We start from the raw sequence: 14,044 nt of genomic DNA, 5'->3' as shown, positions 1-14,044 counted from the left end.
GTTATGAAACTTAATCGTGATATTCAATATCCATCTTCTACCCATCAAGATCAGTGGGAAAAACTTAAACAATTTACTGATGCCCGCATTGCATTAGGACGTGCTGGTTGTAGCATCCCAACACGTGCCTTACTTGAGTTCCAGTTGTCGCATGCGCAAGCAAAAGATGCGGTTTATCAAGAGATGGATGTTTCCTACCTCTCGGAGCAATTAACACAACGGCAGCTGCAAAGTCTTCATGTACAAAGTAATGCACCTAATAAAGAAATTTATCTTAAACGTCCAGATTTAGGACGTCAGCTTTCAGATCAATCAAAAGAAGCCTTAATTAAGAAGTATGCAGAAAATCCGCAACAGTATGATGTTTGTATTGTGGTCGGTGACGGTCTCTCCGCGAGAGCGATTGAAGCGAATGCTATTCCACTCATTACAGCGCTAAGTGAACAAATTCAGCAAGAAAAATGGAGCCTTGCACCGATTACACTAGCAACAGGCAGTCGGGTTGCTTTAGGTGATGAAGTTGCTGAGATCTTTAAGGCACCCATGCTAGTGATGCTAATCGGTGAGCGCCCTGGTTTAAGCTCTCCTGATAGTATGGGAATTTACTACACATGGAATGCATATTCAGGCTGCCTCGATGCCAAACGTAATTGTATTTCTAATGTTCGCTCAGCAGGTTTAAGTATTCCAGTTGCAGTACAACGTTTAATGGCATTAATGAAAAAATCAAAACAGCTTGGCTTTTCAGGAGTTAATTTGAAAGATGAACATCAACTTTCAGATATAGGTCTTGAGGGAACTCAAAAGCTATTATTTTAAACAGTAGAATATGTTTAGGGATTTATTCATAAATAGATAATCCTTTGCATAACAACCTCATTTTAACGAAAAATATCAATTTTCAGGTATTGACGATTTATACAGATATTTTCTTCTTTATATTTATCGCTATACTCCACCTATTGATCTTCTATGAATCATTTGTATGAACACAACAAACGCCTTCCCTAAAACTATTTATGCCATTCAGCATCTTGCTTTCGAAGACTTAGGTTCATTAGAAGATGTCTTTTATCAACTCGGATTTCGCGTTCGTTATTTTGAAGCAGGTGTTGATGATTTAACCCCTGCTTTTTCACATGAAGGTTTAACTATTATTTTAGGCGGTCCAATCGGAGTTTATGAAACTGACGATTATCCATTCTTAAAAGATGAAATCGCTTTACTCAAACAACGTTTAGCAGCTGACAAGCCTACACTTGGTATTTGCCTAGGCGCACAGCTTATTGCTCATGCACTTGGCGCAAAAGTATATGCAGGACATCAAAAAGAAATTGGCTGGGGTCCATTGAGCTTAAGTTTACGTCCTAATCAGGTATTATCTGCTTTGCTTAATAATGTCCATGTTCTACATTGGCATGGTGACACTTTCGACCTCCCTGAAAACGCGGTGTTATTAGCTAGTTCAGAGATTTATACCAATCAAGCATTTGAAGTTGGAAATAATATTCTCGCGTTGCAGTTTCATATTGAAACAACAGAAGAAAATTTTGAGAAATGGTTAATTGGCCATACATGTGAACTTCGAAATGCCAATATTTCTATTCCAAAACTTCGCGAAGAAAACTTACAATATGCTCAAGCACTTGAACATGCTGCTTTTGATGTTATTCAAAAATTTCTTAAACGAATTGGATATAGCGGTTAATAAATAAAATTATCTTCAATCTAATAATTAATCTATATATCTCAATAGAGCCAACTGCTTTTTTATTAACCAAAAGATAGGGTAAAAACCTATTTTTTGGCACATTTTATATTCAACAAAGTCTACTGTTTTACTATACTTTTATTCACAAATATAAATAGTTAAATCATTATGGAAATCCTGAAATTTATTAAAAGCTTTAATACAGTGAACACTTATTTATTGCTAGCATCTATTCTTCTTATAATCATTGTTCTTTATTTCTACGTGGTTAATCCGGCTTAGCTTATTTGCCAAAGCACCATAAAACATAATATATGTAAGAAAATAGATATAAAAAAGCCCAACTCAGTTGGGCTTTTTTATATCTGCTATTTGCTCAAAAACATTTTACGCGTCTTACTTTTTCTCAGGCTTGAAGCTATCTTTCAAATCCAGAATACGGTTGAAAACCGGTTTCTCTGGTGAATGATCATATTGATCAGCGACAAAATAGCCTTCACGCTCAAATTGGAAACGATCTTCAGGATTCGCTTGTGCTAAAGCTGGCTCAATAACAGCTTGTACCACTTTTAATGATTCAGGATTAAGATTTGCCAAGAAGTCATCATCTGCATCAGGTGCGGCTTCAGTAAACAAACGATCATAAATACGTACTTCAGCAGGAATCCCTTTAGTTGCAGATACCCAGTGAATCACGCCTTTAACTTTACGGCCTTCCGGATTCTTTCCTAGAGTTTCAGGGTCAATTGAACATTTCAATTCAATCACTTCACCATTTGCATCTTTAATAACTTCATCACATTTAATCACGTAAGCATGGCGTAAACGCACTTCACCGTCAGGAATTAAACGTTTAAAGCCTTTTGGCGGTACTTCTTCAAAATCTTTACGATCAATATAGATTTCCTTGGTTAAAGGAATCACACGATCACCCATATCAACATTAGGATGGCGAGCATGCGTAAGATCCATATCTTCAGGTAAATTAGTTAAAGTCACTTTAAGTGGACTTAAAACAGCCATACCACGCGCAGCAGTATTTTCTAAAGATTGACGAATACAGAACTCAAGCATTGCAACATCAACAATACCGTCAGTTTTTGACACGCCTACACGCTTACAAAAATCACGTAAGCCTTCAGGAGTAAAACCACGACGGCGCATACCGACTACGGTTGGCATACGCGGGTCATCCCAACCATTTACATACGCACCTTCCACCAATTTACGTAATTTACGTTTTGACGTAATGGTGTAGTCCACGTTTAAACGTGAAGATTCGTACTGATGCGGAACAGCTTTAGATTTTACTTTTTCTACAATCCAGTCATAAAACGGACGGTGATCTTGGAACTCTAATGTACAAAGCGAATGGGTAATCCCTTCAATCGCATCAGACAATGGATGAGCATAGTCATACATTGGATAGATTTTCCATTTATCGCCAGTTTGGTGATGCTCTGAATGCAATACGCGATATAAAATCGGATCACGCATATGTACATTTGTACTTGCCATATCAATCTTGGCACGTAAAACCGCTTCACCCTCTTTAAACTCACCGCTACGCATTTTTTCAAAGCGAGCAAGATTCTCTTCAATAGATGCATCACGGTATGGAGAGTTTTTACCTGGCTCAACAAAGCTACCGCGGTTTAACTTAATTTCTTCTGGAGATTGTAAATCTACATATGCATCGCCTTGTTCAATAAGTTGAACTGCCCATGCATATAATTGATCAAAATAACCTGATGCATAGCGTGGTTCACCATTCCAGTTAAAACCAAGCCATTTCACATCATTCGCAATACCGTCAACATACTCTTGTTCTTCAGCATCAGGGTTTGTATCGTCAAAACGCAAATTACACAAACCATCAAACTCTTCAGCCACACCAAAGTTCAAGCAAATCGCTTTTACATGGCCAATATGTAAATAACCATTTGGTTCTGGTGGAAAACGCGTTACGATCTGCTTTGCACGTCCCGTAGCCAAATCATCAGTAATGACTTGGCGAACAAAATCTAAGCCAGCCTGTTGTTCTTGCTGCGCAGAATCGACAGAGGCATGAGTATTCGGTGTCGGGTTATTAGGCAGGCTCGAGACAACATCATTAGGCTTCATAGTGTATCAATCACTTCTTTGTAGATAAATTTCGAAAAATTTAAACGCTATCTTCATTTTTCACAAAGATTTTAACGTTTTTTACTTGCCTTGTAGTTTACAGTTTGCTTATGCTTCTCTCAACCAAAAACCCATGGTCATAAGCCCATGTTTAGGAGATTAATGTAATGAGTTTTCCTCAAGTCGAATTAAACACCAATAAAGGTCGTATTGTTCTTGAACTAAATACTGAAAAAGCACCAAAAACAGTAGCAAACTTTTTAGAATATGTACGTGACGGTTTTTATGACGGCGTTATTTTCCACCGTGTCATTGATGGTTTCATGATCCAAGGTGGCGGGATGGATGAAAACTTCAAAGAAAAAGCAACTCGTGATTCTATCGAAAACGAAGCTGACAACGGTTTAAGCAATGATGTTGGTACGATTGCTATGGCACGTACTCAAGCACCTCACTCTGCTTCTGCACAGTTCTTCATTAACGTAAAAAACAACTCTTTCTTAAACCATACCTCTAAAACTGCTCAAGGTTGGGGTTATGCTGTATTTGGTAAAGTTGTTGAAGGTATGGATGTTGTTGAAGCGATCAAAGGCGTTCGCACTGGCAACCGTGGTTACCACGCTGACGTTCCTTTAGAAAACGTTGTAATCGAATCTGCTAAAATTATTTCTGAATAATTTTAGGAATAAGCTGTGACTTATCTGTTTATCTCTGATTTACACTTGTCACCTGAACACCCTCGACTTGTTCGAGGGTTTTTAGATTTATTGGTGCATTATCAAAATAAACAAACACAGCTTTATATTTTAGGTGACTGGTTTAACGCTTGGATTGGCGATGATTACTCAGCACCATGGCTCGATGAAATTATTGAGGCATTAAAAGACTTTAACAAAAAAGGAAATCGGGTTTACTTCCAAGTAGGTAACCGTGATTTTGCTTTAAATCAGATTTTCCTCAATAAATTTAACGGTGTATTACTACCTGACATTTATTATCTTAATATTGCTGGACATCAGTACCGCCTAGAACACGGTGATGCACTATGTACAGATGACATTTCCTATCAAAGATTTAGAAAAATTATTCGAAATCCACTTTTAGTGGCTTTTTTACGCCGTACACCCCTGAGTTTTCGCAGCAAACTAGTTAATGGCTTTCGAAAAAGAAGCTCCGCAGATAAACAGCAAAAAAGCTATGAAATTATGGATGTAAATGAACAAGCTGTTATTTCTGCTTTAGAAGATGTAGATATACTGATTCATGGACATACCCATCGCCCTGCAATTCACCAAGTACAAGCTAAACAACGAATTGTTCTTGGCGATTGGCATGAAGATCAAGCTTATATTTTGGAAATTGATCCATCTTCAGATACACCACAGCTTGAATTGATTATCTGGAATTATTAACTAAAAATTAGTCACTTTTTATTTGAACTTTCAATTCTTTAATTTTGTTATTTAAATCAAAATCGTAAATCGCACAAAGACTGGCAATAAATACAAATTTCCAGCTTATATATGCATGAGTATGATACTCAATGTATAAAATCAAAAGACTCAAAACAAATGCAAAAATGATAAAGGCTTTCACGATTCTAAATTCTCGCAGCTTACTCTTTGCATCTGTTGGCATTAAATCAATCATTTTCAATAGATTATTAAAACTTTATATAAACATTATATTTCTTTATCAAACTACATACGAAATGTTTTTGAATAAAATAGCGTATGATGGCAAAGATTAAATTCTCTCAATTGCCATAAGATTGATATGGAGCACACCTATGGACTTATTGAATTCTGTTAAAAGCCGCTATACAACAAAAGCATATGATTCTGAAAAGAAAATTCCTCAAGAAAAAATTAATAAATTATTAGAAATTTTACGTTTTACCCCTTCTTCAGTAAATATTCAGCCTTGGCACTTTGTAGTTGCAGACAATCTTGCAGCTAAAGAACGAATCGCAAAAGCATTAACAGGAAAGTATGCTTACAATGCTCCTAAAGTGCTAGAGTCATCACATACACTTGTATTCTGTACAAAAACGGATATTACATCTGAGTACTTAAATCAACTACTTGAGCAAGATGATTTAAGTGGCCGTTTTAAAGATGAAAAAGCAAAATTAGGCCAAAAAGATACTCGCCATGGCTACGTCGAGTTCTACCGAAATGAACAGAAGAATTTATTCGGGTGGATGGAAAATCAAACATTCATTGCTTTAGGACAGCTACTCTTTGCTGCTGGCTTAGAAGGCATTGATGCGACTCCAATGGGTGGCTTTGATGAAAAAGTTCTAAATACTGAGCTCGGGTTAACTGAAAAAGGCTTACGAAGCTCTGTGATTGTTTCTCTAGGCTATCGTAGTGAAAATGACTTTAATGCTAAGCTTCCTAAATCACGTCTGCCAGATGAAGTGATTTTCACATATTTATAAAAATCTCTATAGTTCAAGAGATTCTATTCTCTTGAACTATCAAACCATTGCGCTAGCTAAACAAACTACTCCACTTATTCCTAAAAGAATCCCCAAAATGGTAGGCCATTTTAATTTTTCTTTATATAAAATCACTCCGCTTAAAATTCCCAATAACACAACAAGAATATTCATGCTCGCAAAAACAATTGCAGGAGAATCTTTTAAAAGAATATGAGCTTTTACATATAAAGCAATATTTGAAAAATTGAGTATTCCTAATATTAACCCAGCTATCGTACTTTTAAACTGCCACTTTTGAGTCTTCTGTAGCAATAAATATGAAATCGACAATATAAAAGCAGTAATAAAAATAAGATTTAAAGTGAGTGCAAACTGCAGACCTAAACTACTTGTATATTTCAAGAGAATATCTACTGCTGCATAACCACACCATACACTTAAAAGAGCAAAGATCGCTTTTCGAGATTGGTGATTTGCTGAAGAATTGATTTGCCCAAATAATACGAGTAAGACCGCAGAAATCCCTAGGCCTACACCCCACAGTTTTAAGGTATTAAATTGTTCATGAAAAAAGAAATATGCCGCAAGTAAAGAAAGAACAACTGAAAGACGCTGTGCAAGTTCGGTTCTCACAATTCCTGCATACTCTAATGATTTAGCAAGACATAAAAAAATACTAGGTAAAATTATTCCTAAAGCAAAGATTAACCACCAAGGCGTATGTTGTATTGAAACATGTTGAATATCAGGCTGAAACCACCAAAAACAAAGAAGACTTGCGCTTGCATAGTTCCATGCAATCATCTGTAATGGCTGATAACCTTTTTTCTTTAAATTTTTTAATAGGATAGATACCAAGACACTGCTCAAAGCAGCAGCTAATATTAATATCATTAATTAAAGCCCTATCTATTTAAATATATTAGTTATCATGGCCAAATCGCTATCCATGACCGTTTAAATGCTTTGGATTAACTTTTAAATACACATAAAAAAACCAGTCATTATCTGACTGGCTTCTTTTTTAGATTTCAATTAACGATTATTTTCGTCGTCTTGACCATCTTCAAATTTAGAATCGTTGTCAAAACCACCTTGATGACCGCCGAAGCCGCCTTGGCCGCCGAAGCCACCTTGACCACCAAAGCCACCGCCTTGACCACCAAAGCCACCGCCTTGACCACCGAAACCACCTTGACCACCGAAGCCACCTTGAGCGCCACCGAAGCCGCCTTGAGCGCCACCGAAGCCACCTTGAGCGCCGCCAAAGCCGCTACCTTGACCACCAAAACCGCCTTGAGTGCCGCCTTGTGCTGGGAAGCCTGTACCTTGTGCGCCTGCTGGACGTGGATTACGTGCTGGAACAACAGTTGAAATCGCGTGCTTGTAAACCATTTGACTTACAGTATTTTTTAATAGAACAACATATTGGTCAAAAGATTCAATATGACCCTGTAATTTAATACCGTTCACAAGGAAAATAGAAACAGGGATACGTTCTTTACGGAGAGAATTTAAGAACGGATCTTGTAAAGTTTGACCTTTAGACATTTTTAACTCCAAAAAAAATTTTTAAATCAGCGCAAAAAAACTATCTTTATTTTTCAACTAAAAATTATAAAAAGACAGTGTGCAAATTTTGCTTTATCCATAAGAGTTTCGCAAGTCTTCTTTCGCCTGCTTTATCGTCAAGTAAGTTTTAAAATCGTGTATTTCTTGCAAAGAACGTAACCACGTATATTGACGTTTGGCAAGTTGTCGTGTTGCAAATAAAGCTTTATCCTCCATTTCACGTTTACTTTTGAGACTTAAGTCACTTTTTAATAGAAATTCTAGTGCTTGTCGATAACCCACCGAACGCATTGAGGGTAAATTTTCATCTAAATCGTATTTTTCAATTAGAGCTTCAACTTCACTCAAAAAACCGATATCCCACATTTTGCTTAATCTTTGCTCAATGCGTTGATGTAATTCTACCCGATCTGGAAGTAAAGCGTAGTTATGAAATATGTATCGATATGGTACGTTTTTTGGTTGTTCTGCCTGCAATTTAGTGATTGGTTCACCCGTAATTTTATAAACTTCCAGAGCCCGAATAATTCGTTGCTTATCAGTTACATTAAACTTTATAGCGGCAGCAGGGTCTACAGAAACCAACTCATCATAAACTGCTTGCCATCCTTCATTTAAAGCTTTTTCTTCAATGGCTGCCCGAACTTGAGCATCAGCACTTGGTAGATTACCAGATAATCCTTCTAACAATGCCTTGAAATATAACATTGTCCCTCCTACTAAAATAGGAGTTTTGCCACGTAAATGCATTTCATCAATCAATTTACATGCATCTTCAACAAACTGAGCAGCTGAATAGACTTCCAGAGGAGTAATAATATCAATAAGATGATGAGGATAGAGTTCTTGCTCTTCACGAGTTGGTTTAGCCGTACCAATATCCATATCTTTATAGACAAGAGCGGAATCAACAGAAATTAGCTCAAAATTTCCACGCTCGTATAATTCACATGCCAAAGCGGTTTTTCCGCTCGCAGTTGGTCCCATTAAATTGATGACGGGCAATTGATTTGACATGTAAAACTACTCTCCTCGAGCAAATAATTTATCTAATTGAGATAATGGAAATGCACGCCAAGTTGGCCGCCCATGGTTACATTGGCTCGCAAATTCGGTTTGTTCCATTTGACGAAGTAAAGCATTCATTTCTGAAAGACTGAGTTGTCGATGTGCACGTACTGCTCCATGACATGCCATTCCAGCTAACAACTCATCTCTTTTTTGAAGTAATCCTTGTGCTTCATCATTTGGATCTAAATCATTTAAAAGCTCTGGAATAAGATTTTCAAAATCAGCTTTTTGTAATATGGCAGGCACACCGCGAACAATAACTTGCTCATCACCATATAAATCAATTTCCAAACCTAAGCGCTCGAGCTGAGGTTTTAACTCTTCGACCCTAACAGCTTGCATACGGCTAATGGAAATCACCTTAGGTATAAGCAATTGCTGAGATGTCCAAAATTCAGGTTTATCCCAAGCGTTTTTCATTTGCTGTAATAAAATACGTTCATGTGCCGCATGCATATCAACAATAATAAGCCCTTCGGTATTCTGCGCTAAAATATAAATTCCATGCAGTTGAGCAATTGCGATACCTAACGGAAATTCATCTACTTTAGCAACTGGCTCAACATCCTCATTTACCGAAAAACTAGTAGGTTGGTCGCGAAGTGGGGCTAAATAAGTTTTTAAAGCATTATTTAATTGAGCAGAACCATTATATTTTGGTGTTTGATCTGCATAGTGAACAGCTTGCGGACGACTAGCGTTAAAATCGGTTAATAATTCTGTCGGTGCATGCTGAGTTCGTGCTTCACTGTCTGAATTTAAAGTTTCATTTGCGCGATGCAATGAAAATTGTTCTTGATATTTGGGGTGCGGCTGCACTGAATAATCTGAGCTTTCATCTGCTTTCATCGCTTGAGCTAGATCAGCACTCGCTGTCTGAAATTGTGCGAGAGTTTCTTTTGCATAATGCCTTACAAACTCATGCACTTCTCTTTGATTTAAAAATCGAATCTCATGTTTAGTCGGATGAACATTGACATCAATATTTTCAGGATCGACTTCTAAAAAAAGTAAATAAGATGAATGTTGATGACCATGTAAAATACCATCATAGGCCATGCGTAGCGCATGCGAAATCGTTTTATCTTTGACAATACGACCATTTACATAGACATATTGCATATCAGCCTGTGCACGTGCATCTGAAGGATGACCAAGCCAACCTGATAAACGCATACTAATACTTTCAGCATCAATCCAATATGCATTTTGTACAAATTGCGAGCCTAATAATTGCTGAACTCGCTGAAAACGTAGCTCTCCGCTATCCGCTATAGGTAAATTAATTCTTATATTATCATTATGCTCAAGCACAAAACGTATATCGAAATGCGTTAGAGCCAAACGGCGAACAATCTCTTCGATATGCCCAAATTCAGTGGTTGGTTTTTTTAAGAATTTACGGCGTGCAGGAACATTAAAAAATAAGTCCTGAACACGTATATGGGTTCCCTTTTGAGCAGCAACAGCTTGTACTTCTTGATGATCAAATGCTGTACCGTTTACTTCAACTTGATGACCAATACCACTTTCATCTTGGCTACTGGTCAAAGTCAATCTTGAAACCGCAGCAATCGAAGCTAGGGCTTCACCACGGAACCCCAAACTCACAATCGCATGTAAATCTTCAGCAGTTTTAATCTTACTTGTGGCATGACGCATGACAGCAAGGGCTAAATCATCCGGATGAATACCATGCCCATTATCAATGATTTCGATTAAAGTCGAACCACCTTGAGCAATCCGTACAATCAGCTCAGTTGCACCTGCATCAATTGAGTTTTCTAATAATTCTTTGACCACAGAAGAAGGACGCTCAATCACCTCACCTGCTGCAATCTGGTTCGCTAACGCTGCGTCTAATGTATGAATACGACGTTGTGTTAGCTTTTCATCAGTCATGAAGCTGTTCCTGCAAAGTCTGGTATAAATTTTCTGTTGGTAAAGTTAACGTTACTAAACGAGTCAACTCATCATCTGACTTTTGAATGTCAATGATGATATCCGCTTGTGGAATTTCATCACCACCTTTAGAAGGCCATTCAAATAAAAATAATGCATCAGTGATATCTAAATAGTCACGGATTCCCATTAATTCAAGTTCGTAGGGGTCATTCAAACGATATAAGTCAAAATGAAAAATTTCTTTATCATTAATTTTATACGGCTCAACAAGCGTATAAGTTGGACTTTTAACAGAGCCTTTGTGGCCCAAAGCCTGTAAGAAATAGCGCGTAAGTGTGGTTTTACCCGCGCCCAAGTCCCCAATTAAATAAATTACACCCGACTGAACATGCTGCGCCAAAGCTTGAGCTAAACGCTCAGTATCTTCTTCATGATTTAAGACCAATTTCAATGAATACGACATAGCACACATAACATGATTCAAAATAATCGATATGATAACATTGCCCTGCCTTAAAAGCCTACTTAAGCCCTAGAAGTTGGCTTTTTTTATATCAATTTTCTTAAATATTCACACTTTCTTATGTCTAGTCCAAACGAATTTCTGCCACCCATGATTGATGGAGTAAGTGCGAGTCAAGTCTATCTTCCTATGCAAACAGATGCTCAAACTATTTATGAGTATCTATGTGGTCACTTTGCACATATTAGAACAGATGAGTGGAAACAAAGATTTCAGGACGGGCTTATTTATGGGGCAAATGGACAAAAACTAACATTAGATAGTCCATACCAAGGTAATACGCATATTTTTTATTATCGATTTCTTGCTTATGAAGTCCACGTTCCATTTGAACATCGGATTTTATTTGAGAATGATGATTTACTGGTGGTCGATAAACCACATTTTTTAACAATTAGCCCCACTGGACAATATGTTCAAGAAACGCTTTTAGTGCGGCTAAAAAAACAAACAGGCAATGAATTTTTAACACCTATTCATCGCTTAGACCGCGAAACCGCGGGTGTTGTTCTATTTTGCAAACGTGTTGAATCGCGTGGTATTTATCAACAATTATTTGCAGAGCGCCGAGTCAATAAAATTTATCACGCTATTGCACCTTATAAAAAAGATTTAAATTTTCCTCAAACATTATATTTGCATTTAGATAAAGGGCATCCTTTTTACACGATGCAGGTTATAGAAAATGTGAAAGCCAATACCCAGACTGATATTGAGCTTATTGAGCACAACCAGATTTGGGCAAAATATCGCTTAACTCCTACAACGGGCAAACAGCACCAACTTCGAGTGCATCTTAATTACTTAGAAATTCCTATTAAAAATGATCCATTTTATCCAGTAGTTCAGCACAAAGCTGAGGATGACTTCTCGGAACCATTACAGCTTCTGGCTAAGCATATTTCATTTACAGACCCCCTCACAAAAGAGGGAATGTCTTTTAATTCCGAGTTTGAATTGACATTGTAATGTAACCGTAATGACAAAAAGATTATTTTTTATGCCAAAAAGCATTGAAATTACATTGCGATGGTTTAAAATAAATTCCTAAAAATTAAAATCATTTGGTTTTGTTATTCATGCGAAAAACAGAAGTTTATCAGGTTCGACTTGACTCCCAAGAAAAAAAGCAGGCCTTTGCTGTTTTTAAACAACTGGGAATTACCCCTGCCCAAGCAGTACGACTTTTTTTTAAACAGGTCGTATTAACTAAATCTATTCCTTTTGCGATTGAAAATCAGAATATTAATATGGAACAATTATTAAAGCTGAGAAAAGCAAAAGCATCTTCATTAAACCAAAACTCATCAACTTTAGCTGAAGATGATGACCATGAAGATTTATTTGAAGAACTTAATGCCCTTCTTGGTGAAAGCGACAAAACTTAACACTGTTGCATTTATAAACAAGTTTTAACGTCAAAAAGCTCTTTTTTTCGTTATGCTCTCTTTGTAAAAACATAATGATAAGTTACAAGGAGTGCCAAATGATCGTTAGACGAGCGACTTTTGAAGATTTAGAGCAACTCGCCGTTTTATTTGATGAATATCGCCAATTTTATGGGGCCTCTTCTAATTTTAATGAATCACTTCACTTCCTAAAACAACGTTTTGAGAATAGAGAAAGTGTGTTCTTCATTCATATTAAAGACGATAAAATTACGGGTTTTATTTTACTCTATTTAGGTTTTTCTTCAGTTGCGTGTTCAACTTACTATATCTTAGATGATGTCTATGTTACGCCTGTTTTTCGTCGTCAAGGTTCTGCTAAACAGCTAATCGATACAGCAATCTTATTTGCAAAGCAAGAGAATGCTTTGCGGATTAGTTTGGAAACTCAAAGCAACAATCATGAATCTCATCGCTTATATGAACAAATGGGATTTATTCGAGATAGCGAGTTCCAAACCTTCCATTGTTTTCTCAAATGATATTTTGAGCAAGCTGTTTTTGTTGTTCAGATAAATAAACCCATTCACCATCTTCAAGTTCAGGTAAAACCAATTGCCCGACTTGATGGCGATGTAATGCTTCTACTTTATTTCCCACAGCTGCAATCATTCTTTTTACTTGATGATAAACACCTTGATGAATCGTCATGGTTAGTTGATGCGTTTCTAATATCGCTACATCCGTTGCAGCGAAAACGCCTTTTTCTTGATGTAGGCTCACACCTTGGCTCAGCATTTCAATTTGCTCAGGTGTAACCGGATCTATGGTCGTAACATGATAAACCTTTGGAACATGTTTACGAGGATGGGTTAAAGCTTGAAGATATTTACCGTCATCAGTAAGTAAAAGTAAGCCTGTTGTATCTTGATCTAGACGGCCAATGGCTTGCACACCACGTTGAATCATGTTTTCTGGTAAAAGGCTAAATACGCTTTGATGATGGTGAGGTTGATGTGAACATTCAAAACCTTTCGGTTTTTTTAGCGCAAGATAAACTTTTTCTCGATATTGATAAGTTTCCCCAAAAAGAGAAAATTCTAAATTTTCTGGAGAGAATTGCTTTTTAAGGTCACTTACAACCTCTCCATCAATACTTACAGATCCATTTTTTATTAACTGCTGACAATATTTACGAGAACCAAACCCTTGTGATTGTAAAATTTTTTCCAGCAGCATGAAGTTTTCTCATTAGAACTAAGTTGTTATTTTAACGTAGTTTCCATTTTTTAATAAACACTACT

Annotated in this window: 17 protein-coding genes; 9 read left to right on the top strand and 8 right to left on the bottom strand. The window is 36.9% G+C overall.

What is annotated here, in order from left to right; translation table 11 throughout:
• Positions 1-3: 3 nt before the first annotated feature.
• The 3 genes from eutC to JGE69_RS18060 all read left to right on the top strand — a co-directional run bounded on the left by eutC (position 4) and on the right by JGE69_RS18060 (position 1,993).
• Positions 4-819, top strand: coding sequence for an ethanolamine ammonia-lyase subunit EutC (gene eutC, locus JGE69_RS07980; RefSeq protein WP_199112838.1), 816 nt, complete (start codon positions 4-6; stop codon positions 817-819).
• A gap of 166 nt (positions 820-985) precedes the next feature.
• Positions 986-1,708 carry a glutamine amidotransferase gene (locus tag JGE69_RS07975; protein WP_104074341.1) on the top strand — a complete coding sequence of 241 codons (723 nt, stop codon included), beginning with the start codon at positions 986-988 and terminating at the stop codon, positions 1,706-1,708.
• A 171-nt stretch (positions 1,709-1,879) separates the two neighbouring features.
• Positions 1,880-1,993, top strand: coding sequence for a hypothetical protein (locus tag JGE69_RS18060; protein WP_081325758.1), 114 nt, complete (start codon positions 1,880-1,882; stop codon positions 1,991-1,993).
• Positions 1,994-2,107: 114 nt separating this feature from the next.
• Here the strand turns inward: JGE69_RS18060 and JGE69_RS07970 are convergent, their stop codons facing one another.
• Positions 2,108-3,835 carry a glutamine--tRNA ligase/YqeY domain fusion protein gene (locus tag JGE69_RS07970; RefSeq protein ID WP_017385407.1) on the bottom strand — a complete coding sequence of 576 codons (1,728 nt, stop codon included), beginning with the start codon at positions 3,833-3,835 and terminating at the stop codon, positions 2,108-2,110.
• A 167-nt stretch (positions 3,836-4,002) separates the two neighbouring features.
• On the opposite strand from JGE69_RS07970, the gene JGE69_RS07965 reads away from it, so the two are divergent.
• Both JGE69_RS07965 and JGE69_RS07960 read left to right on the top strand, forming a co-directional pair.
• Positions 4,003-4,512, top strand: coding sequence for a peptidylprolyl isomerase (locus JGE69_RS07965; protein ID WP_002122280.1), 510 nt, complete (start codon positions 4,003-4,005; stop codon positions 4,510-4,512).
• A gap of 15 nt (positions 4,513-4,527) precedes the next feature.
• Positions 4,528-5,247, top strand: coding sequence for a UDP-2,3-diacylglucosamine diphosphatase (locus tag JGE69_RS07960; RefSeq protein WP_199112839.1), 720 nt, complete (start codon positions 4,528-4,530; stop codon positions 5,245-5,247).
• A 7-nt stretch (positions 5,248-5,254) separates the two neighbouring features.
• Here the strand turns inward: JGE69_RS07960 and JGE69_RS07955 are convergent, their stop codons facing one another.
• The gene (locus JGE69_RS07955; protein ID WP_104074338.1) at positions 5,255-5,485 is read right to left on the bottom strand and encodes a hypothetical protein; all 231 of its coding nucleotides are present in this window, start codon (positions 5,483-5,485) and stop codon (positions 5,255-5,257) included.
• Positions 5,486-5,624: 139 nt separating this feature from the next.
• On the opposite strand from JGE69_RS07955, the gene nfsB reads away from it, so the two are divergent.
• Positions 5,625-6,278, top strand: a complete 654-nt coding sequence (gene nfsB / locus JGE69_RS07950) for an oxygen-insensitive NAD(P)H nitroreductase (RefSeq protein ID WP_069037210.1) — start codon at positions 5,625-5,627, stop codon at positions 6,276-6,278.
• Positions 6,279-6,317: 39 nt separating this feature from the next.
• Here nfsB and JGE69_RS07945 read toward each other — a convergent pair whose 3' ends face one another.
• From JGE69_RS07945 to tsaE, 5 genes are all read right to left on the bottom strand, one after another.
• The gene (locus tag JGE69_RS07945) at positions 6,318-7,175 is read right to left on the bottom strand and encodes a DMT family transporter (RefSeq protein ID WP_199112840.1); all 858 of its coding nucleotides are present in this window, start codon (positions 7,173-7,175) and stop codon (positions 6,318-6,320) included.
• 141 nt (positions 7,176-7,316) lie between these two features.
• Positions 7,317-7,832, bottom strand: coding sequence for an RNA chaperone Hfq (gene hfq / locus JGE69_RS07940; protein WP_060464643.1), 516 nt, complete (start codon positions 7,830-7,832; stop codon positions 7,317-7,319).
• Between the two features lie 93 nt (positions 7,833-7,925).
• Positions 7,926-8,870: a tRNA (adenosine(37)-N6)-dimethylallyltransferase MiaA gene (miaA, locus tag JGE69_RS07935; protein ID WP_199112841.1), complete on the bottom strand. Its 945-nt coding sequence runs from the start codon at positions 8,868-8,870 to the stop codon at positions 7,926-7,928.
• Between the two features lie 6 nt (positions 8,871-8,876).
• Positions 8,877-10,826 (bottom strand): DNA mismatch repair endonuclease MutL, encoded by a 1,950-nt coding sequence (gene mutL, locus JGE69_RS07930; protein ID WP_199112842.1) that lies wholly within the window; start codon positions 10,824-10,826, stop codon positions 8,877-8,879.
• Positions 10,819-11,292 (bottom strand): tRNA (adenosine(37)-N6)-threonylcarbamoyltransferase complex ATPase subunit type 1 TsaE, encoded by a 474-nt coding sequence (gene tsaE / locus JGE69_RS07925; protein WP_046812018.1) that lies wholly within the window; start codon positions 11,290-11,292, stop codon positions 10,819-10,821. Before tsaE ends, mutL begins: the two co-directional genes overlap by 8 nt.
• 120 nt (positions 11,293-11,412) lie before the next feature.
• On the opposite strand from tsaE, the gene JGE69_RS07920 reads away from it, so the two are divergent.
• The 3 genes from JGE69_RS07920 (at position 11,413) to JGE69_RS07910 (ending at position 13,282) form a co-directional block, all read left to right on the top strand.
• A complete protein-coding gene (locus JGE69_RS07920) occupies positions 11,413-12,321 on the top strand; it encodes a pseudouridine synthase (protein WP_199112843.1) in 909 nt (302 codons plus the stop codon).
• 110 nt (positions 12,322-12,431) lie between these two features.
• The gene (locus JGE69_RS07915; protein ID WP_002122138.1) at positions 12,432-12,740 is read left to right on the top strand and encodes a type II toxin-antitoxin system RelB/DinJ family antitoxin; all 309 of its coding nucleotides are present in this window, start codon (positions 12,432-12,434) and stop codon (positions 12,738-12,740) included.
• A gap of 98 nt (positions 12,741-12,838) precedes the next feature.
• Positions 12,839-13,282 (top strand): GNAT family N-acetyltransferase, encoded by a 444-nt coding sequence (locus JGE69_RS07910; RefSeq protein WP_002122286.1) that lies wholly within the window; start codon positions 12,839-12,841, stop codon positions 13,280-13,282.
• Here the strand turns inward: JGE69_RS07910 and JGE69_RS07905 are convergent.
• Positions 13,275-13,979: a pseudouridine synthase gene (locus JGE69_RS07905; RefSeq protein WP_199112845.1), complete on the bottom strand. Its 705-nt coding sequence runs from the start codon at positions 13,977-13,979 to the stop codon at positions 13,275-13,277. The two genes, JGE69_RS07910 and JGE69_RS07905, sit on opposite strands and share 8 nt — an antisense overlap.
• Between the last annotated feature and the right edge of the window lie 65 nt (positions 13,980-14,044).

This window comes from Acinetobacter sp. C13 (genome assembly GCF_016809775.1).
GTDB lineage: Bacteria > Pseudomonadota > Gammaproteobacteria > Pseudomonadales > Moraxellaceae > Acinetobacter > Acinetobacter pittii.
The sequence above is the reverse complement of the archived record's forward strand: the minus strand, read 5'-3'. Positions and strand labels throughout refer to the sequence as shown.

What these genes read in the sequence shown, in the direction of transcription:
- JGE69_RS07975 (WP_104074341.1), top strand. Translation starts at nt 986, where the DNA reads ATGAACACAACAAACGCCTTCCCTAAAACTATTTATGCCATTCAGCAT.
- JGE69_RS07920 (WP_199112843.1), top strand. Translation starts at nt 11,413, where the DNA reads ATGTCTAGTCCAAACGAATTTCTGCCACCCATGATTGATGGAGTAAGT.
- JGE69_RS07905 (WP_199112845.1), bottom strand. Translation starts at nt 13,979, where the DNA reads ATGCTGCTGGAAAAAATTTTACAATCACAAGGGTTTGGTTCTCGTAAA.
- tsaE (WP_046812018.1), bottom strand. Translation starts at nt 11,292, where the DNA reads ATGTCGTATTCATTGAAATTGGTCTTAAATCATGAAGAAGATACTGAG.
- miaA (WP_199112841.1), bottom strand. Translation starts at nt 8,870, where the DNA reads ATGTCAAATCAATTGCCCGTCATCAATTTAATGGGACCAACTGCGAGC.
- JGE69_RS07955 (WP_104074338.1), bottom strand. Translation starts at nt 5,485, where the DNA reads ATGATTGATTTAATGCCAACAGATGCAAAGAGTAAGCTGCGAGAATTT.
- JGE69_RS07915 (WP_002122138.1), top strand. Translation starts at nt 12,432, where the DNA reads ATGCGAAAAACAGAAGTTTATCAGGTTCGACTTGACTCCCAAGAAAAA.
- JGE69_RS07910 (WP_002122286.1), top strand. Translation starts at nt 12,839, where the DNA reads ATGATCGTTAGACGAGCGACTTTTGAAGATTTAGAGCAACTCGCCGTT.
- JGE69_RS18060 (WP_081325758.1), top strand. Translation starts at nt 1,880, where the DNA reads ATGGAAATCCTGAAATTTATTAAAAGCTTTAATACAGTGAACACTTAT.
- eutC (WP_199112838.1), top strand. Translation starts at nt 4, where the DNA reads ATGAAACTTAATCGTGATATTCAATATCCATCTTCTACCCATCAAGAT.
- JGE69_RS07945 (WP_199112840.1), bottom strand. Translation starts at nt 7,175, where the DNA reads ATGATATTAATATTAGCTGCTGCTTTGAGCAGTGTCTTGGTATCTATC.
- hfq (WP_060464643.1), bottom strand. Translation starts at nt 7,832, where the DNA reads ATGTCTAAAGGTCAAACTTTACAAGATCCGTTCTTAAATTCTCTCCGT.
- nfsB (WP_069037210.1), top strand. Translation starts at nt 5,625, where the DNA reads ATGGACTTATTGAATTCTGTTAAAAGCCGCTATACAACAAAAGCATAT.
- JGE69_RS07965 (WP_002122280.1), top strand. Translation starts at nt 4,003, where the DNA reads ATGAGTTTTCCTCAAGTCGAATTAAACACCAATAAAGGTCGTATTGTT.
- mutL (WP_199112842.1), bottom strand. Translation starts at nt 10,826, where the DNA reads ATGACTGATGAAAAGCTAACACAACGTCGTATTCATACATTAGACGCA.
- JGE69_RS07970 (WP_017385407.1), bottom strand. Translation starts at nt 3,835, where the DNA reads ATGAAGCCTAATGATGTTGTCTCGAGCCTGCCTAATAACCCGACACCG.